At 62.1% G+C, this 20,613-nt stretch carries 23 protein-coding genes; 8 read left to right on the forward strand and 15 right to left on the reverse strand.

Features of this window, described 5'->3' with window-relative positions:
- Positions 1–105: 105 nt before the first annotated feature.
- Positions 106–765 carry a DsbA family oxidoreductase gene (locus ABDK11_RS15675; RefSeq protein ID WP_346837454.1) on the forward strand — a complete coding sequence of 220 codons (660 nt, stop codon included), beginning with the start codon at positions 106–108 and terminating at the stop codon, positions 763–765.
- Between the two features lie 138 nt (positions 766–903).
- Here the strand turns inward: ABDK11_RS15675 and fghA are convergent, their stop codons facing one another.
- The 6 genes from fghA to ABDK11_RS15705 form a co-directional block, all read right to left on the reverse strand.
- On the reverse strand, positions 904–1,746 hold the full coding sequence (fghA, locus tag ABDK11_RS15680) for an S-formylglutathione hydrolase (protein WP_346837455.1): 843 nt from the start codon (positions 1,744–1,746) through the stop codon (positions 904–906).
- Between the two features lie 15 nt (positions 1,747–1,761).
- Complete coding sequence (locus tag ABDK11_RS15685) at positions 1,762–2,889, reverse strand: S-(hydroxymethyl)glutathione dehydrogenase/class III alcohol dehydrogenase (protein ID WP_346837456.1); 1,128 nt, start codon at positions 2,887–2,889, stop codon at positions 1,762–1,764.
- A 138-nt stretch (positions 2,890–3,027) separates the two neighbouring features.
- Positions 3,028–4,044 carry an AraC family transcriptional regulator gene (locus ABDK11_RS15690; protein ID WP_346837457.1) on the reverse strand — a complete coding sequence of 339 codons (1,017 nt, stop codon included), beginning with the start codon at positions 4,042–4,044 and terminating at the stop codon, positions 3,028–3,030.
- A 114-nt stretch (positions 4,045–4,158) separates the two neighbouring features.
- Complete coding sequence (locus tag ABDK11_RS15695; protein WP_346837458.1) at positions 4,159–4,542, reverse strand: VOC family protein; 384 nt, start codon at positions 4,540–4,542, stop codon at positions 4,159–4,161.
- A 97-nt stretch (positions 4,543–4,639) separates the two neighbouring features.
- Positions 4,640–5,149, reverse strand: a complete 510-nt coding sequence (locus tag ABDK11_RS15700; protein ID WP_346837459.1) for an isochorismatase family protein — start codon at positions 5,147–5,149, stop codon at positions 4,640–4,642.
- A 50-nt stretch (positions 5,150–5,199) separates the two neighbouring features.
- The gene (locus ABDK11_RS15705; protein WP_346840210.1) at positions 5,200–5,598 is read right to left on the reverse strand and encodes an SRPBCC family protein; all 399 of its coding nucleotides are present in this window, start codon (positions 5,596–5,598) and stop codon (positions 5,200–5,202) included.
- 201 nt (positions 5,599–5,799) lie between these two features.
- On the opposite strand from ABDK11_RS15705, the gene ABDK11_RS15710 reads away from it, so the two are divergent.
- Positions 5,800–6,255 (forward strand): hypothetical protein, encoded by a 456-nt coding sequence (locus ABDK11_RS15710; RefSeq protein WP_346837460.1) that lies wholly within the window; start codon positions 5,800–5,802, stop codon positions 6,253–6,255.
- Positions 6,256–6,337: 82 nt separating this feature from the next.
- On the opposite strand, the gene ABDK11_RS15715 is transcribed toward ABDK11_RS15710, so the two are convergent.
- Together ABDK11_RS15715 and ABDK11_RS15720 are read right to left on the reverse strand one after the other, a co-directional pair.
- Positions 6,338–6,907 (reverse strand): PhnA domain-containing protein, encoded by a 570-nt coding sequence (locus ABDK11_RS15715; protein ID WP_346837461.1) that lies wholly within the window; start codon positions 6,905–6,907, stop codon positions 6,338–6,340.
- Between the two features lie 72 nt (positions 6,908–6,979).
- Entirely contained in the window at positions 6,980–7,384 is a 405-nt protein-coding gene (locus ABDK11_RS15720; protein ID WP_346837462.1) for a GFA family protein, read from the reverse strand.
- A 219-nt stretch (positions 7,385–7,603) separates the two neighbouring features.
- On the opposite strand from ABDK11_RS15720, the gene ABDK11_RS15725 reads away from it, so the two are divergent.
- Positions 7,604–9,139, forward strand: a complete 1,536-nt coding sequence (locus ABDK11_RS15725) for a phospholipase D family protein (protein ID WP_346837463.1) — start codon at positions 7,604–7,606, stop codon at positions 9,137–9,139.
- Between the two features lie 81 nt (positions 9,140–9,220).
- On the opposite strand, the gene ABDK11_RS15730 is transcribed toward ABDK11_RS15725, so the two are convergent.
- Positions 9,221–9,637: a CBS domain-containing protein gene (locus ABDK11_RS15730; protein WP_346837464.1), complete on the reverse strand. Its 417-nt coding sequence runs from the start codon at positions 9,635–9,637 to the stop codon at positions 9,221–9,223.
- Positions 9,638–9,646: 9 nt separating this feature from the next.
- Complete coding sequence (locus ABDK11_RS15735; RefSeq protein WP_346837465.1) at positions 9,647–10,072, reverse strand: Hsp20/alpha crystallin family protein; 426 nt, start codon at positions 10,070–10,072, stop codon at positions 9,647–9,649.
- Positions 10,073–10,315: 243 nt separating this feature from the next.
- Between ABDK11_RS15735 and ABDK11_RS15740 the strand changes: the two genes are divergently transcribed.
- Both ABDK11_RS15740 and corA read left to right on the forward strand, forming a co-directional pair.
- On the forward strand, positions 10,316–10,753 hold the full coding sequence (locus tag ABDK11_RS15740; protein WP_346837466.1) for a host attachment protein: 438 nt from the start codon (positions 10,316–10,318) through the stop codon (positions 10,751–10,753).
- A 128-nt stretch (positions 10,754–10,881) separates the two neighbouring features.
- Entirely contained in the window at positions 10,882–11,832 is a 951-nt protein-coding gene (gene corA, locus ABDK11_RS15745; protein ID WP_346837467.1) for a magnesium/cobalt transporter CorA, read from the forward strand.
- Between the two features lie 313 nt (positions 11,833–12,145).
- On the opposite strand, the gene ABDK11_RS15750 is transcribed toward corA, so the two are convergent.
- The gene (locus ABDK11_RS15750; protein WP_346837468.1) at positions 12,146–13,657 is read right to left on the reverse strand and encodes a dipeptidase; all 1,512 of its coding nucleotides are present in this window, start codon (positions 13,655–13,657) and stop codon (positions 12,146–12,148) included.
- Positions 13,658–13,845: 188 nt separating this feature from the next.
- Between ABDK11_RS15750 and ABDK11_RS15755 the strand changes: the two genes are divergently transcribed.
- The 3 genes from ABDK11_RS15755 to ABDK11_RS15765 all read left to right on the forward strand — a co-directional run bounded on the left by ABDK11_RS15755 (position 13,846) and on the right by ABDK11_RS15765 (position 16,178).
- On the forward strand, positions 13,846–14,517 hold the full coding sequence (locus ABDK11_RS15755) for a hypothetical protein (RefSeq protein ID WP_346837469.1): 672 nt from the start codon (positions 13,846–13,848) through the stop codon (positions 14,515–14,517).
- A 502-nt stretch (positions 14,518–15,019) separates the two neighbouring features.
- On the forward strand, positions 15,020–15,574 hold the full coding sequence (locus ABDK11_RS15760) for a cytochrome b (RefSeq protein WP_346837470.1): 555 nt from the start codon (positions 15,020–15,022) through the stop codon (positions 15,572–15,574).
- Positions 15,575–15,611: 37 nt separating this feature from the next.
- Positions 15,612–16,178, forward strand: a complete 567-nt coding sequence (locus ABDK11_RS15765) for a YceI family protein (RefSeq protein ID WP_346837471.1) — start codon at positions 15,612–15,614, stop codon at positions 16,176–16,178.
- 105 nt (positions 16,179–16,283) lie between these two features.
- On the opposite strand, the gene ABDK11_RS15770 is transcribed toward ABDK11_RS15765, so the two are convergent.
- From ABDK11_RS15770 to ABDK11_RS15785, 4 genes are all read right to left on the reverse strand, one after another.
- Positions 16,284–17,702, reverse strand: a complete 1,419-nt coding sequence (locus tag ABDK11_RS15770; RefSeq protein ID WP_346837472.1) for a sodium/proline symporter — start codon at positions 17,700–17,702, stop codon at positions 16,284–16,286.
- A gap of 71 nt (positions 17,703–17,773) precedes the next feature.
- Positions 17,774–18,700 carry a tetratricopeptide repeat protein gene (locus tag ABDK11_RS15775; RefSeq protein ID WP_346837473.1) on the reverse strand — a complete coding sequence of 309 codons (927 nt, stop codon included), beginning with the start codon at positions 18,698–18,700 and terminating at the stop codon, positions 17,774–17,776.
- Positions 18,688–20,133: an aspartate kinase gene (locus tag ABDK11_RS15780; protein ID WP_346837474.1), complete on the reverse strand. Its 1,446-nt coding sequence runs from the start codon at positions 20,131–20,133 to the stop codon at positions 18,688–18,690. The genes ABDK11_RS15775 and ABDK11_RS15780 overlap by 13 nt, the downstream gene beginning before the upstream one ends.
- 75 nt (positions 20,134–20,208) lie before the next feature.
- Positions 20,209–20,610 carry an ectoine synthase gene (locus tag ABDK11_RS15785; protein ID WP_346837475.1) on the reverse strand — a complete coding sequence of 134 codons (402 nt, stop codon included), beginning with the start codon at positions 20,608–20,610 and terminating at the stop codon, positions 20,209–20,211.
- Between the last annotated feature and the right edge of the window lie 3 nt (positions 20,611–20,613).

The raw sequence follows: 20,613 nt of genomic DNA on the forward strand, positions 1-20,613 counted from the left end.
TTTTTAGTCGACTGATATTCAAATGTTGTTGTGTGGGCGACCGGCCTGTCGTCTTTTATCCACAATCAGATTACAGTGGCAGCACTGTGAAAGGATGGAAAATAGATGGACACACTCCCCCTGCGCATCGACATTGTTTCCGACGTGGTCTGCCCCTGGTGTGTGATCGGCTACCTGCGCCTGCAACGGGCTATCGCCAGCTTCGGCGATCAGTTCGCGACCGAGGTGCACTGGCTGCCGTTCGAACTGAATCCACAGATGCCAGCCAGTGGAGAAAATCTGCGCGAGCACCTGGCGCGGAAGTACGGCACGACGCCACAGGAGAGTATCCAGGCGCGCCAGCGACTGACAGATCTCGGCGCCGACCTCGGTTTCGAGTTCAGTTACCGCGATGATATGTGCATGTACAACACTTTCCGCGCACACCAATTGCTGCACTGGGCCGCGGCCTACGATCGCCAGACCGATCTGAGCCTGCGCCTGTTCCGCGACTTCTTCCAGCATCAAAAAAATGTCGACGACATTAGCGTGCTGACAGAGGCCGCCGCCGCGGTAGGATTGAATGCGCGCGAGGCGGGCGAGATCCTGGACAACCAGACCTATGCCGGTACCGTGCGTGAGCTGGAACAACAGATAAGCAGCCAGGGGGTTCACAGCGTGCCGCTGTTTATCCTCAACCGCCAGTACGGTATCGGCGGCGCCCAGGAAGTGGAGACATTCCGCCGCGAGCTGCAGACACTGATCGATGAAGCCGGCGCGGGGTAAGCCCGCCGCCACCCTCACCCTGCTCGGCACCCTGACGGGCGCTGCGGTGATCTCGACAACGGCTCTCGACAACGGCTTAGTGGCGACACTGACCGTCGGCGTGGCGGCGTCCTGACGGAGGCCACCACGCCGCTCAGCTCAGTGCTTCAACAGATAATCCGCGTGAAAACGCAGGTGCTGCTCGATAAACGAGGCGATGAAGTAGTAGCTGTGGTCGTAACCCGAGTGGTGTTCGACCTTGATCGGGTAGCCGGCGCCCTCGGCGGCGGTCTCCAGGGCGTGGGGTTTCAGCTGGGTTTCCAGGAACTGGTCCTCTTCGCCCTGGGAGACCAGGATCGGCAATTGTTCCGTCGCGCGGCCGATCAGTACCGTCGCGTCGTAATCCTCCCAGCTGACACGATCGGCGCCCAGGTAGGCGGCGAAGGCCTTTTCCCCCCAGGGGCAGGCCATCGGGTTACAGATCGGGCTGAATGCGGAGATGGATGTGAAGCGCTGCGGATTGCGCAGGCCAATCACCAGCGCGCCGTGGCCACCCATGGAGTGCCCGGCGATGGCGCGGCGCTGGTTCACCGGGAAATTCGCCTCCACCAGTTGCGGCAGCTCACTCACCACATAGTCGTACATGCGGTAGTGCTGTTTCCACGGCTCGTGCGTCGCATTGAGGTAAAAGCCCGCGCCCTGCCCCAGGTCGTAGCTTTCATCGTCGGCGACACCGTCCCCGCGCGGACTGGTATCCGGAATGACCAGGGCAATCCCCAGCTCCGCGGCCATGCGCTGGGCGCCGGCTTTCTGGCTGAAATTTTCATCGGTGCAGGTGAGGCCGGACAGCCAGTAGAGAACCGGGAACGTCTCGCCCTCTTCCGCCTGCGGCGGCAGGAAAATAGCAAAGCGCATGTCGCAGTCGAGCACCTCGGAGCGGTGCCGGTACTGGCGCTGGCTGCCGTCAAACGATTTGGTTGCAGTGACAAGCTCAAGTGACATCGATCACCTCCGATCCTAAACGTAGTGAATCACACTGCGGATACTTTTGCCCTCGTGCATCAGGTCGAAGGCCTCGTTGATTTTCTCCAGCGGCATGGTGTGGGTGATAAAATCATCCAGCTGGAATTCGCCGGCAAGATAGCGCTCCACATAGTCTGGCAGCTGCGAACGCCCCTTGACGCCACCAAAGGCGGTACCGCGCCACACGCGGCCGGTCACCAGTTGGAACGGGCGGGTGCAGATTTCCTGCCCGGCACCGGCCACGCCGATAATCACCGATTCGCCCCAGCCCTTGTGGCAGCACTCCAGCGCCGAGCGCATCACGTTCACATTGCCGATGCATTCAAACGAGTAATCCACACCACCGTCGGTCAACTCGACGATGACCTCCTGAATCGGCTGGTCGTAATTCTTCGGGTTGATACAGTCGGTGGCGCCGAGTTTTTTCGCCAGTTCAAACTTGCTCTCGTTGATATCGATGGCGATGATGCGCCCGGCCTTGGCCAGTCGCGCGCCGATCACCGTCGCCAGGCCGATGCCGCCGAGGCCGAATACCGCCACCGTCGCACCGGGTTCCACTTTGGCGGTGTTGGCCACCGCGCCCATGCCGGTGGTGACACCGCAGCCGAGCAGGCAGATTTCCTCCAGCGGCGCCTCCTTGTTGACCTTGGCCACCGAGATTTCCGGCAGCACCGTGTACTCGGAAAAGGTGGAAGTGCCCATGTAGTGGTAAATGGGCTCGCCGTTGACGGAAAAGCGGGTGGTGCCGTCGGGCATCAGCCCCTTGCCCTGGGTCTCGCGAATTTTCTGGCACAGGTTGGTCTTGCCGGACTTGCAGAATTTGCACTCGCCGCATTCAGGCGTGTACAGCGGAATCACATGGTCACCCACGGCGACGCTGGTGACACCCTCGCCCACGGATTCGACGATACCGCCACCCTCGTGGCCGAGAATCGCCGGGAAGTTGCCCTCAGGATCGTCGCCGGAGAGGGTAAAGGCATCGGTGTGGCAGACGCCGGTGGCGAGCAACCTGATACGCACCTCGCCCTTCTGCGGCGGCATCACCTCAACCTCCTCGATCGATAGTGGCGCGCCGGCCTTCCAGGCGACCGCCGCCTTGCAGCGGATGGTTTCTGCGGACATGAAATTTCCCCCGTAGGTTGTCAATTCCGCTCAGGATAGACCGGCCGGGGGGATGCGCGCAAAGGCTAATAAAATTTTAGAAACTTCCCATTGGTCGCCCAGCCGGTGCGGGACGGGAGGCGGGCAAGTGCTGGCAGGCTACTGGCGTTGTTCGCGCTGCATCTTGCGCCACTGCAGTGGCGACTTTCCATGCACCGCGCGAAACGCCTTGGAAAAGGCGCTGATATCGGTATAGCCGAGTGTGGCCGACAACAGGTTGATATCGATGCTTGATGAGCGCAGGTGCCAGCGCGCCGTTTCCATGCGCGCATCCTGTAGCAGCTGCTTGAAGCCGGCGCCGCTGCGCTGCAGGTGGCGCTGCAGCGTGCGCGCCGGCACATTGATCAACCGCGAGATCTGCGCCAGGCTGTGCCGCTGGGCACCGAGGGTCTGCAGGATCAGCGCCTTGACCTGCGCCGGCAGGTTGTCCCGGTGCTCGTCCAGCAGCTGGCGGCTGAATTCGTCGAAATAGCGCTGCAGATTCTGCCCCGGTGGCCGCAACGGGCGCTGCATCACCTCGGCCTCGAACACCAGGCTGTCGCACGCTTGCTCAAACAGCACCTCACAGTGGAAGAAGTCCCGATAGCGTTGCAGCGATGCCTGGGGCTGCTGGCGCAATGTCACGCGCAGGGGGCGGATATCCTTCCCGGCCAGATCCTGGATCAGGCGATAGCCGGCCCCCAGGGACAGCTCGCAGTACTGTGCCGCCGGCAGGCCGTGATCGAAATGGTCAAAGCGGCGCGCCACCAGATACCCGCCTTCCAGCTGGATACGCCAGTGTTCGGCCTGGTTGTGCAGCGCCATATAGCGCTGCGCTACCACCAGCGCCGCGCGCAGGTCAGCGCTCTCCAGCACCAGCTTGCCCAGCGCGCCGAGAATCCGCACTCCCTGCATATCCGCCAGACGCAGGCCGAAATCGCTACAGCGCAATTCACCCGCACAGAGATTGAGCAGGTCACACAGGGTGGCGATCGGAATCAGCAGGTCGGGGCGGCGCATGCAGTCCGCCGGCAGGCCCACCCGCGCCAGCAGCGCGGCCGGCTCACCGCCGAGGGCGGGTACCAGCTGGTTAAAGCCCGCCAGCGCACCGCTGCGGATTTCGTAATTGGGTTTCATCGACGCTCGACGATCAGCTCAGGAAGAAATGGTGCCGCAGCATGGAGGATGCACGCGGGGCAGGCGCGATCATAGCGCCAGAAGTCGCCAGACTCCAATTTGGCGCCGACCGGGTTATTGCTCGTAGAGCTCCAGCGGCAGCGCGTCGGGATCGGCAAAGAAGGTGAACTTCTTGCCGGTGTACTCATCTTCGCGGATCGGCTCCACCGCGACACCCGCGGCCTGCAGCCGTGCCGCCACCGCCTCTACGGAATCGACCCGAAACGCCAGGTGACGCAGGCCACGCGCCTCCGGATAGCTGGGGCGCGGGGGGCGATCCGGGAAGGAAAACAGCTCGATCTGGCTGCCATCCGGCAGCTGCAGGTCGAGCTTGTAGGAATCGCGCTCCGCGCGGTAGTGCTCGGCAAGCACCGCAAGCCCCAGCGTCTCGGTATAGAAGCGCTTCGACACGGCGTAGTCGGAACAGATGATCGCGGCGTGGTGTATGCCTTTGAGCATGGAAAATCTCTCCAATAGATTAGCCCGGTCACCGCGCCTGTCACCCTGAACGATGGGCTGGCCGGGAGGCATATTTATGGATGCGGCGCTGCGCCGCTCAGGTAAATGCCACCTGATCCATTGGCACCGTGCGCACGCTGCCATCGCCCGCGGGAAAATTGCGCAGTATGCGGTTGTGGTGCGCGATGATCTGTTCCGCCGGTAATGACTCGTGATCGAAGGTCGTGTGCGCCTCGCGGACCAACTCAACGGTATAGCCCAGTGATGCCGCACGCCGGCAGCTGGTATCGATGCAATAGTCCGTCTGCATACCGCAAACCACCAGCCGTGTTACTCCCCTGTCGCGCAGCCATTGATCCAGCGGGGTATGCAGAAATGTATCGCAGAAGCTCTTTTCCACCACCAGGTCCCCGGGCAGTACCTGCAGGTCTGCATCAAGCGCACCATCGGGCTCCACCCGCCGGTCTTTGACAAACACCACTGGCGCCTCGCTGGCGCGCGCCGCGGCGACCAGCGCGACCGCCCTTTCCATTACCTGCGCAGCCTGCCAGGGCCCGGCCTCCAGCAAGCTGTTTTGCAGGTCAATGGCGATGAGTACGGTATTCATGGATGTTACCCCCTACTGATTTAATCGAGCTTGATTTTGGCCGATACGGATTAACGCAGAGATTCGGACTCGAGCAGATGTTTCAGTGACTGCAAATCCTCTTCGACCGCCTGCGTGTCAGCGGCAAATTGCGCATCGGACATCTGCGGTTGGCGAAGCAGGGTAAAAATCAGCTCACTGCCGCTGCCGTTGGCGACGACCCGCATGGGATTCTGTACCACCTCCCCGTTAGCGAGTTCCACCTCATGATCCATAACACCGAACGCGTTGTGCGGCGCAAAGCGGATTTTCACCCGACCAAAGGGCGCTTCCGCCACCCAGGCGTCGCCGTCCCGCAGTACCTCGGAGCGCGCCAGGCCGGCAGCCCAGCGCGGCAGGTTCTGTGGGTTTGCCGCGAACGCATAGACGGTCTCCGGCGGGCGGTCAATCGAGATACTGATATGCACCACTTCCAACAAAATACTCCCTCCTGAAATGATCGGGAATCCCTGCTTCCAGCGGCTTCACGGTGCCCGGCCCGGCTCTATAGGCGCCAATTGGCCCAAAATTTGCTCCGTATATTGTGCAGCGCCACAGAGGTAATGACGAGAAGCGGGCACGAAGCCCGGAACCAACAACACAGCGGACAGCGAGAAAGGAGCACCGTGACAATGGACAACCACTGGCTGATGAAATCTGAAGTATTGACGCTATTGCGCCGCTTGCGCAAGCGACTGCAGGCCGAGTTCGATATCACCCTGCGCTTTTCCGATGCGGATCTGGAGGCGCAACTGGCGCGCGCGAGAGAGAGGACAGTAGACACCGAAACCCGGGAGATTATCGCCACCCTGGAATCGCGTCGCGGCGAGCCCTTCACCAGTGGCGATGAGGTGCCGCCGCGCTTCTACCGCGGCCAGCCGATCCTGCAGGAAGCCACCCGGCACGAGGATATTTATACGCTGATCTACGGCGATGAACTGCCGCAACACGATGGCTCGCGCCGCGCTAAGGGAGAACCGCTGCAGGTTTACCGCGGCCAGCCGGTACTGCGCGAGAAACCGGCTCTGGCGGCGCGCGGCCCAAGGCGATACCGCGGCCACAGCATCAGCGGCGGCCGCGGCCAGTAACGGAGCCCCAGCGAAGTGGAGCGGGATTGCGCGGTCGCCTGAAAATCGTTACCGCAAATGGAGTCTATGCGGCCGCAGCAGATCAGGATTTCTTCACGAACTTGGTCAGGATCACGATGCGCTGGCCATCCACCCGGCCCTCGATCTGTTCCGGGTTTTCGGTAAGGCTGATGCCGCGCACGGCGGTACCGCGTTTGGCCACAATACTGGTGCCCTTGACGTCCAGGTCCTTGATGATGACCACGTTATCGCCGGCCTGCAGCTGCACGCCGTTGCAGTCACGGTGGATGACCCGATCGGCATCAGCCACCAGGTCGCCGGCCTCGGCCCAGGCCTGCATCTCGGTGTCCAGATAGAGCATGTCCAGCAGATCCTGTGCCCAGGTCTCACCGGAGAGGCGTTTCAGCAGACGCCATGCGGCGATCTGCACCGCGGGCACCGGGCTCCACATACTGTCACTGAGGCAGCGCCAGTGATCGCTGTCCAGCGCCGCGGCGCCATCCAGTTGCGGCAGGCAGGTCGGGCACAGCAACAGATCGGCATCGCCGTGGCCACTCGAAGCCGGCAGCGTGTACGCTGCCAGGTCACCGGTGGCGGCACAGAGTTCACACTTGCCGCCGCTGCGCTGCATCATTTCCGCCACACTACTCATCGCCCGCCTCCAAACCATACTGACTGATTAAGGCGCGCATTATGCACCACCACCCCCAGGCCACCAACTGCGCTACAGGTGTGCGGTCTCTTCCGGCTCAGCCTGCCAGTTGTTGTGACGCCCGTCGAAATAGCGCACCGGCGCACTGCCGAGTTCCGCCGCTGAGACACCGTCCAGCGCGGCGACATTGACGGCAAAATAGTCACCGCCGATCTCCTCGATATAGCCGCGCGCGAACGGACGCACACCGCAGTGGCGGCAGAACAGTTGGCGTCCCACTCGGCTGCCAAACTGGTAGTCACTGAGCGCCTCTTCCCCCTGTACCAGGCGAAAGTCCTGCGGCGGCACCAGCGCGTTCCAGGCGCGCTGCTTGGTGCAGAAAGAGCAATTGCACTTGCCCGTGCCACTGCTCAGATCCAGATCGACTTCGAAGCGCACCTCGCCGCAGTGACAGCTGCCTGTATGGCTTTTCTTCATTGACCTTCTCTTACCCCCAACCTCGGCGCGCAACTGGCGCGGCCATGTTGGAATTATTTCCTATAAAACAACTAAAAATGGGGCGCATAATCTCATAAGAACTATGGAAAAGCTCGCAGCGCGCCACTAATGACGGCTCAGACGCCACACGGCGTCGATATCTATACTGGTTAGCAACTGTCCCGGCCCCGGCCGCTCGTTCCGCACGGAAGCCCCCAATTGCGTCAGATCCCGCTGCTGTTAGTCGCCCTGGTGCCGGCCCTGTTCCTGTTGGGCGGTTGCGCCGGCCGGGCGGAATTTGCCCCACCGCCGCCGCGCACGCCCAGCTACCACCTGGCCGCGCCGTCCACGGCGGCACTCCCGCGGATCACCCGCCGGCTCACTGCCGGCCACGACGGGCTGACCGGCGTCTACCCGGTGACCTCGGCACGCAATGCCCTCGCCACGCGCCTGGCGGCCATTCGCGCGGCACGCGGGTCTATCGACATCCAGTACTTTATCTTCCGCCGCGACGACACCGGGCTGCTGCTGACCCGTGAACTGGTAAGGGCGGCAGCGCGCGGCGTGCGGGTGCGCTTTCTGCTCGACGATTTCACCACCGGCAATGCTGACAAGGTACTGCTGGCACTGGACCGGCTGCCCAATATCGAGGTGCGCCTGTTCAATCCCTTTCCCCACCGGGGGCCCCGGGCACTGGAATTCTTCGCCGATTTTCCGCGTCTGCAGCGGCGTATGCACAACAAATCCCTGACCGTGGACGACAGCGTCAGCTTTATCGGCGGGCGCAACCTGAGCAACAAGTACTTCGGCATCGATCACGAGATCAATTTCGGCGACCTGGACCTGATCACCATTGGCGCGGCGGTGGCGGATATCGGTCGCCAGTTCGACGAATACTGGAACAGCTCGTACGCCTTCCCGGTGCGCGCGGCCATTCCACGGCGCCTGCACGCGGATGCCTGGCAACTGCTGAAACGCGAACTCGACGGCAATGCGGCCGAACTGCTGGACAGTGACTACGGCCGCAGCCTGGAGCCGTCGCCGGTGATCCGCGCCCTGAGTGACAACCCCCAGCTCTGGTACTGGGCACCGGCGCAGGTGCTCTACGACCCGCCGCACAAGGTGGCGATCGCCCCGCAGCGAAACCGCCAGTTCGCCGGCCGCACGCTGATGCAGCACATCCTGTCGGCGCAGCGCCAGATCGTGGTGATCTCACCCTACTTCCTGCCCGGCGAGCACTATCTGCAGTTACTGCTGGCAGCGGCGCGACGCGGTGTGCAGGTCTATATCCTGACCAACTCCCTTGCCTCCACCGACGTGACCCTGGTGCACGGTGCCTATCGCAAATACCGCCGACCACTGCTCGCCGCCGGTGTGCACCTGTACGAACTGTCGAGCCGGCTGAAGTACAAGCTGGACAACTGGAACGGCGATTCCCGCTCGCTGCTGCACGCCAAGGCCTTTGTCATCGACGGGCGCGAACTCTATGTGGGGTCGTTCAACCTGGACCGGCGCTCGATCCTGCTGAACACCGAACTGGGGCTGCTGATCGAATCGCCGCGGCTGGCGGGCGAGATCGCGGACAACTTTATCCACAATGTGGGCGGCAATGCCTACCGGCTGCAATTGCAGCGGGGCGAACTGGTATGGCTGGATCCGCGCGGACCCCCCTACAGGCAGGAGCCGAATGCGCGTTGGTGGCAGCGGCTGGGCTCGCAAGTCAGCAGCTGGCTGCCGCTGGAGCCGCTGCTGTAAAACCGCTTGCTGTACCGTCCCGGCGCAGATCGGCGGAGGCGCCGTCTCGGCGGCACCTCCGCCTCCCAAGTCCGGCCGGGCTCAGTGATGGGCAGACACGCAGGAGGCGAACTCGCCACTCTGCTGCTGACTGACAGAGTGGGAGATATCCCCCAAACTCAGAATCCCCACCATGCGCCTTTCACTGTTAATCACCGGCATCCGGCGCACCTGTTGTTGCTCCATCGCTTCCAGCACGGTTTCCATTTCATCGTCTTCCCAGCACCACTCGATGCCTTCCGTCATGACATCGCGGGCACTGAGGGAAGACAGGTCACCGCTCAGGCTGACCCCGCGACAGGCGATGTCGCGGTCGGTGACCATGCCGATCAGCCGGTCGTTCTCACCGATCGGTACCGCGCCGATATCCTCGTCGCGCAGGATTTTTGCCACTTCCGACAGCGGCGTATCCGGTGAGCACCAGGTGCAGCCCTGGTGCATTGCATCTCTGACTTTCATGGGAACCTCCTAGTGAATCTCAATGCGCCGACTGGGCGGTGCGGTGGCTTCGCGCTTGGGCGCGGTCAGTGTCAGTACGCCGTCCTTGAAGGTTGCGTCGATATCCTTTTCACTGACATCGCCCCCCAGGTTGAAGCTGCGCATATATTTGCCGTAGCGGCGCTCGGAGCGAATCACGCGGCCCTCCTTTTCCTCTTTCTCTTCGCGGTGCACCTCGGCCTCCAGGGTCAGCACGCCGTCTTCCAGGGTGATGTTGATATCCTCACGCTTCACCCCGGGAATTTCCGCGCTGATTTGGTATCCCTGCTCGGTTTCCCGCACGTCGATTCGCGGTGAAAAAAAGCCCTCCCCGCCCTCGCGGGGGCGGCTGGGCGACATCATCTGCTCGAACAGATTGTCCAGATCGAGCAGAGATCCTCTCGGTATCAGGCTCATAACCACCTCCTCGGATGCACAACCGGTCGGGACACCCGGTACCGGGGCACACCCCGCCGTTCAGACGACTCCATTTTAGGACCGCACACAGACGGCCCGGCCCGCGCACAACGGTTTCTTAAATGATTTGCTTATATCCATGCAGGGGCTGAAAACCTGAGCGTCTGCCGGGTTGCACGGGTATTACGGACTGATTCGACCTTTCCTTACCATTGGGAGGGAATAAAAGAGGAGGATACGCGCATGGCACTTGCATGGGTCCTAGTAGCCAACCAATCCCACGCCCGCCTGTTCGAGGCCGCCCAACGCTCCGGTGCTCTCGACGAAGTGCAGGCCATGGTTCATCCGGAGAGCCGCCTCAAAGGCCGCGATATCGAGAGCGACGCCCCCGGGCGCGCCTTCGACAGCAACGGTCAGGGCCGCCACGCGATGGGTAACTCCAGTGAACTGCACCGCCGCGCCGGCAACAAGTTCGCCAAGGAACTCGCCCATACACTCGAGCGCGGCCGCCAGGAGGGGCGTTATGAAAAGCTCTACATCGTCGCCGAGCCGCAGATGGTCGGCAGTCTGCGCGACGCCCTGAAACCCGGCACCCGCGCCACCATTGCCGGCGAAACCGGCAAGAACCTGGTCAACAGCGACACCGAGGAGATCCGCGCCCAGTTGCCCTACTGGCTATAACCGGCCAGCCCCGGCGGCACAGCGCCGCCGGGAGGGCATCCCGAACGCAAAAACATGAACGCGGCAATTGATTTGCGCCTGCCTGCCTGTAACCATGTGCGCTTGGTCACCGGCAGACAGGCGAAACAATGCTGAGACTTTTTGAAGTGGTGCGCGGGCGCATCACCGAACAACCCAACGACAAGGTCACCGAACAGCAGCTGAGCGACGCGGTGTGGGTCGACCTGCAGGAACCGCAGGAAGAAGAGCGCGAGCTGCTGGAAAAGCTGCTGAGCACCGAGCTGCCGGAAACGGAAGACGTTGAGGAAATCGAGGCTTCCGCCCGCTTTTTCATCGATGCCGCGGGTGTCCACATCCACTCCCTGTTCCTGTACCAGAGCGAAGGCCGCCACAACACCAGCACGGTGGCGTTCATCCTGCAGCCGCAACGACTGATCACCGTGCGCGACAGCGAGCTGGCGGACTTCCGCCTGCTGCGTATGCGCGCCCGGCGCGGCCAGGTGGAGGCGCTCAACGCGCAGGAACTTGCCGTGCAGGTATTCGAGCAGAAGGTGGAGAACCTGGCCGACGCGCTCGAGGATATCCACCTGAAACTGGGCGAAGTCAGCTACCTGGTGCTCGAGGACGAAGACGCGGAACTGGAAGATGCCATCGACCTGCTGGCCAAACTGGAGGACAGCAACGGTAAGGTGCACCTGTGCCTGATGGATACCCGCCGCTCCATCACTTTCCTGCAGCGCCATATCCATATCGACAGTGCCCTGCAGGAGAGCTTTCGCGATATCACCCGCGATATCGATACCCTGATGGCACACACCACCTTCCTGTTCAACAAGATCAACTTCCTGATGGACTCCACCCAGGGTTTCATCAATATCGAGCAGAACCAGATCATCAAGATCTTTTCCATCGCCGCCGTGGTCTTCCTGCCACCGACGATGATTGCCAGTATCTACGGCATGAACTTCCATGAAATTCCGGAGCTGGACTGGTTCTTCGGTTACCCATGGGCGCTGGGACTGATGCTGCTGTCGGGCATTGCGCCCTATGCGTATTTCAAGAAGAAGGGTTGGCTGTAGGGCAGATACCGGTGTTTACCCGAACTCTGTGTGCCTCCCGGCATTAAATTCAGTCGCCGCGACACGCAGTTAGTGCTGAAGGCCATTAAGCGGACTGAACGGGATCTGTAGGGGCGAACCTTGTGTTCGCCCTTTTTCGTTCCGTGCGCTGTGGATAATTCGGTGGCTGTCCCTGAGCAAGAACAGAGTGCCGCGGAACCAAATGCGCACCGTGAGAAACAACGAGGGCGAACACAAGGTTCGCCCCTACGGAAGCAACTCGGCGGGCTACCCGGAAGTGCAGCGCCTTCCGGGGTAACGGCTTCAGCCAGAGCTACAGGTTCGCAATCTCGATCATCATCGCCGTGTACATCTTCAGGTTCAGGCGCAGCTGGTCCACGGTCATGAACTCGTGCTCGGAGTGGCCGGTATAGGCTTTGTCGGGCATCGACGGGCCGAAGCTCACCGCGCTGGGCAGCAGCTTGGCGTTGGTGGAACCACCGATCGCCACCGGGCCGGCGTTCTTGATACCGGTGAAATGGCGGAACACCTGCAGCAGCGGTTCCACCTGCGGCGCGTTGTCCACGCGGTAGGGATCGCCGAGGTCCACCCCCACGTTGGCCATCTGGATTCCGGTCGCCTTCTGCCAGTCATCGATGGCGCTGTGGATTTGTGCATCCAGCTTGTCGGCACTCTTGCCGGTGGGGCGGCGCAGGTTCAGGTAGCTGGTGAGGCCCTTGTCATCCGCCTTGACCATCGTCAGGGCCCCGGTCATCGGCCCCATAAAGTCGTCGCTGTAAGCGATATTGCCGAACTTCTCCGCGAGGATACCGGTGCCGATCAGATCGTTGATATAGCGTACGGTTGCGCCAGCGGCGTTGGCCGGCCACTGGTAGGCACCCAGGGCATCGGCCAGGAAGGCGATGGCGTTGATGCCATGCTGCGGCTCGGAGCTGTGGGTGGCCACACCGCGGGCGGTTACCTCCAGCTTGCCGTCCTTGCGGGCAAACTCGTATTTCACCTTCGGGTGGGTCGCGGCGCGGGCGCGGATCGCCTTCTCCAGGCCAGCACTCGGGTTGACGATGGTGGCGTGTGCCTCGTCCGGTACCTGGCTGCGGAAATAGCCGCCGTGGAAATCACTCAGGTAGGGCTGGCTCTTGTCGGCCAGCGGCTTGTCGACAAAGGTGGCGCGCACTTCGCTCCAGCCTTTCTCCGCGGTGACCACCGGATAGTCGGCATCAATGGTGATGTTGTACGCCGGCATATCGTAGTCTTTGAGGAAGGCCTTCAGCGGGCCCCAGTTGGACTCTTCGGCCAGGTAGACAATCAGCTCCACGCGGCGCTTCATCGGCACGCCCTGGTCCTTGATCGACTTCATGGCGTACAGGGCGGTGGCGATCGGGCCCTTGTCGTCCTCGCTGCCGCGCGCAATCAGCTTGCCCGGCTCGCTGGTGCGATCCAGTACGAACGGGCTCTTCTTCCACTTGGCCGGGTTGGCCGGCTGCACATCGCCGTGGGTGACGATGCCGATCTTCTCCGGGCCCTGGCCCAGCGCCACGATCACCACATAGCCGTGGTCCTCACACTCCAGGCCCAGCGCCTCGGCCTTGTCACACAGCGCGCGCTTGAAGCCGGTGAACTCCGGGTTTTTCTCCATTGGCAGGTCATCGCGCGCCACGGTTTTGAAATGTACCAGCTCGGCGAGCGTATCGGTCATTGCCGCCTCGTAGTGATCCACGGCGTAGTCCGCGGTTTTTTGCGCCACCGGCGATACATCGGCCGCCGCTGCCAGCGGGCACAGCAACAGCGGCGCTGCCAGCCGTGCGAGTTTTGAACGGAATTTCACAGGTCACTCCATCAATTCGGGAACAGGGGTCACGGGTTCGGGAAACCCGGCATTATACCGCCCCGGTGGCGCCAGATCCCGCCCACCGCGCCGCAGCGACCGCCTGCTGCGACCTGCCGAGCGCGGCGACAGCAGCTGCTACTATTGAAGCGATAGTCCGCTTCTTATAACGGCAGCCGGGGACCGCAATGGGCAATTCACTGGCCAAACCTTTCCATCGCCGACAGTGGTTGAGTATTGAGCAGGCCGTCAACCACTTGAGCGCCGTGTCCGAAGAGCCACTCACCAGCGGCGATCTGGCCGATCTGGCGGAGGAGCACCAGCTGGAACTCTTCTGGTACCGGCCCGGCCAGCAACTGGCCTACCTCGGCCGCCCGGAAGTGCGCGAACTCGACCAGCCCCTGCGCCTGTGCGCGGAGAACCACAGCGACTGGCATGCCATTGTGGATATCCTGCGCCACCGCCCCGCCCTGCCCGCCTATGAGCAGGACACCCCGCTACTGGAAGACGCCGCCGGCGACCGCCTGCGTATCACCTTCGACAATCGCGCCCGCCCGGAACCGTTCAGCAGCCGCTGGTACCCGAACTTCGCCGAAATCATGCTGCGCCGCCGCGATGTGGAGCAGCTGGAACCGCAGCTGTTCTCCGCCCAGGACGGGGAAGGCGATATGGACGCGCACCTGCTGCTGAATGTCATCTGGCAGCTCGAGCAACTGGCGCTGGACAGTATTGAACCGCACCACCCGCCCAGCTGGCTTGCCGACCAGCTGGCGCAGCGCTCTGGCGCTCCCGACCGCGGCGCGCTCGAGCGGGTCCTGGCCGCCGCCGAGCGCGAGGGGCAGCGCGGCCACCCGCACTGACACCCGTTGCTTTCCTCCCGGCCCCCATCCCCGCACCCACCGTCCGCGGCGCCTGCGCGCGGAAATTAGCGGTCCTGCTAATTTTTTACTCACGCCATCCCTGGCGTTGGCCCCTTTCGGGACGCCTGCGGCGCGGAAATTAGCTGTCCTGCTAATTTTTTACTCACGCCATCCTTGGCGTTCGCCCCTTTCGGGACGCCTGCGGCGCGGAAATTAGCTGTCCTGCTAATTTTTTACTCACGCCATCCCTGGCGTTCGCCCCTTTCGGGACGCCTGCGGCGCGGAAATTAGCTGTCCTGCTAATTTTTTACTCACGCCATCCTTGGCGTTCGCCCCTTTCGGGACGCCTGCGGCGCGGAAATTAGCTGTCCTGCTAATTTTTCGATCGGTTCCTTCGGTTTTTTTAGCTATTCGCGCTGAACGAAATTTTTATAATCGGCATATTGGAAACGGACTGCGGGCGGTACACTCACGGGCAGTCAATAACAGTGCGGAGAGCCCCATGCCGGCCCGGAATAGCAATAACGAATACGGTTGGGTGGCCATCGGCCTGCACTGGCTGATGGCGCCGGCCATTATCGGCCTGTTTTTTCTCGGCTGGTGGATGCGCAGCCTCACTTATTACGATGCCTGGTACCGCGAGGGGCCGGCGCTGCACAAGAGTATCGGCCTGCTGTTACTGGCGCTGCTGCTGGTGCGCCTGTTGTGGAAGCTGCTCAACCGCAGCCCCGCGGCAGAGCCCGGCACACCGCGCTGGCAGGCACTGGCGGCGCGGCTGACGCACGGCGGCCTCTACCTGTTGCTGCTGGTGATCATGACCTCCGGCTACCTGATCTCCACCGCCGACGGCCGCTCGATCGAGGTGTTCGGCTGGTTCGGCGTACCCGCCACCATTCACGGCCTGCCGCACCAGGAGGATATCGCCGGCCAGGTGCACAAGATTCTGGCCTGGAGCCTGATGGCCGTGGTAGTGCTACACGGGCTGGCGGCACTCAAACACCATTTTATCGACCGCGACGCCACCCTGCGCAAAATGCTCGGCCGCGGCGCCGGCTAGACCGACGGAAATAATTCACACAAAAAAGGAGCAAACCATGAAAAAACTCGCCATTTTCCTCGCCGCCACCCTGCTCGGCACCGCCGCCCAGGCCGCCGAATACAAAATCGATACCCGGGGCGCCCACGCCTTTATCCAGTTCCGCATCAAGCACCTGGGTTACAGCTGGCTCTATGGCCGCTTCGACGATTTCGAAGGCACTTTCAATTACGATGCGAAGGCCCCGGAAAAGTCCTCGGTCAACGTCAATATCGACGTATCCAGCCTCGACAGCAACCAGGCCGAGCGCGACAAGCACCTGCGCAGCCCGGACTTCCTGAACGTGGCCAAGTACCCCACCGCCACCTTCAAGAGCACCAGCTTTGAGCCGCTCGGCGACGGCAAGGGCAAACTGTCCGGCGAACTCACCCTGCACGGTGTCACCAAGCCGATCACCATCGCTGTCACCAATATCGGCGGCGGTAAGGATCCCTGGGGTGGCTACCGCCAGGGCTTCAGCGGCACCACCGAGTTCGCACTGAAAGATTTCGGTATCGACTACGACCTGGGGCCGGCGTCCCAGAAGGTGGAAATGATGCTGGATCTCGAGGGCGTGAAAATCTAATCCACGCGCTGCGTAACGCCCACAAAAAAGCCCGGCACCTGGCCGGGCTTTTTTGTGTGTGGATCGCGGCGGTCACCGCGATCGGGTGGAGTCACCTGTGAAGGCTCAGGCGTTGGCCCCACTCACCACGGGGGTGCGTTCGAACCAGCGGGTTGCGGCAAACACCACCAGGCCGGCGATGATGCCCGGCATGCCTTCGTAAATATCGCTGTTCCAGCCCAGCCAGCGCCACACCAGCGCGGTGGCCAGCCCGATCACGCTCATGGCGATATAGGTTTTCTGGCTCGGTCGCGCGCCCAGTGCCAGCACGATCAGCAGCGGCGCAAAGGCCGAGGCCAGGGCGGACCAGGACATGACCACCAGGCTGAACACACTCTGCTTGTTCAGCAGCGCCCAGCCCACCGCCACCACGGTGATACCCAGCGTGGCCGCTTTGAGTAGCCAGGATTTTTCCACCCGGTGCGGAATGACATCGTGGGTCAAAGACGCCGAGCAACTCAGCACCAGGGAATCCGCGGTAGACATGGTGGCGGCGAACACGCCCGCCAGAATCAGCCCCACAAACGCCGGAGACAACAGCTTCATCGCCATCATCGGCAGGGCCAGCTCCGCATCGAAGCTGCCCGCGTCGGGCAGCAGGATACGCGCCAGCATGCCCACACTGGTGGCCATCAGATAGAAGGCGGTAAACCAGCCGTAGTACCAGCAGCGCGCCTGCACCATACGGGTTTCGGACTCCAGCGCCATAAAGCGCACCATCACGTGGGGCTGGCCGATCACGGACAGGCCGGCAAACAGCCAGCCCACCGCAAACAGGATACCGCCCGCCAGGCCCGGCAACAGCAGGTTGTGGGGATACCAGTCGAGGAAACCTTCGACCTGCCCCATCTGCGCCACCGCCGCGCCAATACCGCCCACCGACTGGGTGGCCACGACCAGCAGCGAGGCCATCGCCACGATCATCACCATGGACTGGGCCGCATCGGTCCAGATGGAAGCACGGATGCCGCCGGCCAGGCAGTAGGCCGCCACAATCACGCCGCCGATTACCGCACCGCTCCACGCGGGCAGATCCAGCACGACGTACAGCGCCTTGCCGCCGGCCACCAGCTGCGCGCTGGCGTAGGCGAGCAGGAACAGCAACGACAGGATGCCGGCGAGGCGCTGCCAGGTACTGAAGTTGGAGCCAGTCCAGGCGCCGATCACGCCGGCATAGCTGGATTCCCCGGTTTTGCCCGTGGCCCGGCACAGGGACTTGTGCACCCACAGCGAGCCGAGAAAGTCGCCGAGGATCCAGCCCACCATCATCCAGATGGAGGCGAGCCCGGTGGCGTAGGTGTAACCGATCACGCCGATAAACATATAGCCACTATTGTTGGTGGCCACCGCAGACAGCCCCACCAGGAACGGCGATACGTCCTGGCTGGCGAGGTAATAGTCTTTCTTGGTACCGCGGCTCTTGATAAAAGAGCTCATGCCGATGGCGGCAAACATCAACAGGAAAAACAGGAAACTGAGTAACAAGGGACGCTCCTCTGCCTTGCGGTTAAGGCACTGTTATTAAAATTGTACGGGCAAAAAGTTGTCGCTGCGGATCAGGCCGTCTCCCCACTCTCGGCCAGCGGTTGAATCCCCATCAGCTCGACAAACGGCGGGTATTCGTGCAGGCGCTCCAGCGCCGCATCTTCCATCGCCTCGTCGCGATAGGCCGGAGATTTACCCAGCGCCCGCGCCAGGTAATCCACTGCCTCTTCCCACTGCTCCTCGTGCGCGTGGGCACAGGCCAGCTGGTAGTAGGCGTTGCCGTTGTCGCCGTCGATTTCCAGCGCCTGCCGGCACAGGTTGATGGCCCACTGCGGCTCACCCAGCTCGAGCACGGCGTCGGCCTTGTAGGTAAGCGCCTCGCAATCGTCGCTGCGCAGGGTGAGGATCTGATCGTAGATCGCAATCTTGCTTGCCGGCGTCTGCTCGCGCCCGGCGCGCAACCACAGGGACTGCACTTCCTGGGTCAGCTCGATCTCGTCGCGGTTGTGCTCGATATGGCGGGTCTTCTCGCTGAGCTGCTCTTCAATGCTGCGCAGGCGCTCTTCGTACTGGCTCACCAGCTCGGAAATTTCTTCCGTGGCGAGGTTGTGCACCTTCTCCTTGATATCGCGGATGGAGGTCCAGCCCACCAACACCAGCATGGAACTGATACCGGCGATCAGATAAAAGAAGTAGGTCACCGTATCGGTGGCGTAGGTAATGGCCTTGTCGGCGGTGCTGACCTGCCGATCAACCATTTTCTCGGTAAGCGCCACGCGCTGCGCGGCCATATCCTTGCGCAGCTGTTTCAGTTCATCGAGCACATAGCGCTCGATGAAGGGGGTGTACAGCGGCTTGTCCAGATGGTCGACACGCTCCTGCATCCGCTGCTGTTGCGCCGCGTCGTCGGCAGCCGCCGGCGGCGTTTCCGCGGCGGCGCCGAGCGTACCCAGCGCAAACAGCAGCAGTGCGGACAGCAGCGCCGTCAGGCTGCGCATATTGCTTCACCGTGGTCGTATACCTCGACCAGGGCGTGGTGCAGGCTCTTTACGGCACTTTCGTAGTCGCTCTCGTTGACGACGAACTGCATATCCACCTGGCGCATGGACTGGTGCACGGCCAACACGCTGATACCGGAGCGCGCCAGTGCGGCCACGGCGCGGGACAGCATGCCCGGCACCTTCATGTCACTGCCAATCGCCGATACCACGGCTACCTTGCGCACCTGAATGTCGCAATCCGGATACTGCGCGCAGATATTGCTGCGGATGCGCTTCACCGTTTTCAGGTTGTTACCCAGGAAGTGGGTGATGGTGTTGGCATTGGTATCCTTGGTGACCACATTGCCCTTGAAGCGCGCGATGATCTCGTTGATCGCGCGATCGTAGCTGGTCATCAGGCCCATCATGTCCTGGTCGAAACACTCGACAGCGTAGATATTCTTGCGCCCGGCGATGATCTCCACGCACGGGGTCTCGCTGACGTAGTCACCGGTCACCAGGGTACCGCGGTGCTCCGGCTCAAAGGTGTTCATGACGCGCAGCGGAATTTCCTGCTGGCGCAGGCCCTTGGCCGCGCGCGGGTGGATAGCCTCCATCCCCAGGTTGGCCAGCTGGTCGGCCACGTCGTAGTTGGTGCGGCCGATCGGCACTGCCTGGTCCTCGCCAACGAGGCGCGGATCGGCACTGCTCAGGTGGTATTCCTTGTGAATGATCGCTTCACAGGCTTCGGTGATTACCGCGATGCGGCTGAAAGTCATCTCGCTGTAACCGCGCGCAAAGCTCTTCATCAGGCCTTCGGCGGTGTGCGCATAACCGGTCACGATCGGCAATTCACGCGCGAGATCGATCTCGCTGAAAGCGCGCTCGATGCGCTCATCGAGGGTCAGGTGCTCGCCGTCCTGCCAGCCGGTCAGGTCGACAAAGCGCGCCGCAATTCCCTCCTGGCGCAGCAGCTCGGCGGTGTTCCAGGCGCTGTGCGCCTCGCCCAGGCTGGCCAGCATCTCGCTGACGGTGTTGAGGTGCCCTTCGAGGGCGAAGTGCCCGTGCTGGCAGACCCGCTCCAGGTCGGCCAGGCAGCGCTCGGCATCCTGCAGGCGTTCGCCGATAAAGGTATTGGCCTTTTTCAGCTGTTCCGGTTCGGTAAACAGGGTACCGTTGATCTCCTCCATGCGCTCGCGCAGGCCGCTGACAGCCTCAGACCAGCTGCCCTCTTCATCGGCACTGGCAAACAGGGCGAAGATACCCGGACGGCCGGACTTTTTGTGTTCGAGCAGCATATCGGTAATGCCGCCGTAAGCGGAGACAACAAAAATTCGCTGGTAGACATCGTCCACCCCGACTTTGCCGTCCTTGAAAATGATGTTGTCGCGAACTGCGGCATAGTCGTTCATGGACGTGCCGCCGATTTTTTCCACCGTGTGTTGTTTCATGGTTTTCCTGTAGATGCTTGGTGAGCTTGTTCGTGAACCGGCGCCGCAGCGCCGGTTCGGCAACACAACATCTATTTATTTGCCGGAAACCTCTTCCGCATCCAGTTCGTAGGCACCATCGGCATTGTGCACTTCCTTGCCGTGCAGCGGCGGGTTGAACACACAGGCCATTTTCATTTCGGTTTTGCCACGCAGAATGTGCTTGTCGTGCTGGTCGAGAACGTAGATGGTACCCGGCTTGATTTCGTACACCTTGCCATCCGCCACGGTTTCGACACTGCCTTCACCGGAAATGCAGTACACAGACTCCAGGTGGTTCTGGTAGTGCAGGTGCAGCTCGGCACCTTCAAAGATAGTGGTGATGTGGAAGGAAAAGCCCATGTTGTCCTGCTTCAGCAGCAGGCGGGTGCTGTCCCAGCCCTCGGAAACAATCTTGCGGTCAGTTTTTTCGGCTTCTTGCAGACTTCTAACAATCATTAC

It is taken from the genome of Microbulbifer sp. SAOS-129_SWC (assembly GCF_039696035.1).
Taxonomy (GTDB): domain Bacteria; phylum Pseudomonadota; class Gammaproteobacteria; order Pseudomonadales; family Cellvibrionaceae; genus Microbulbifer.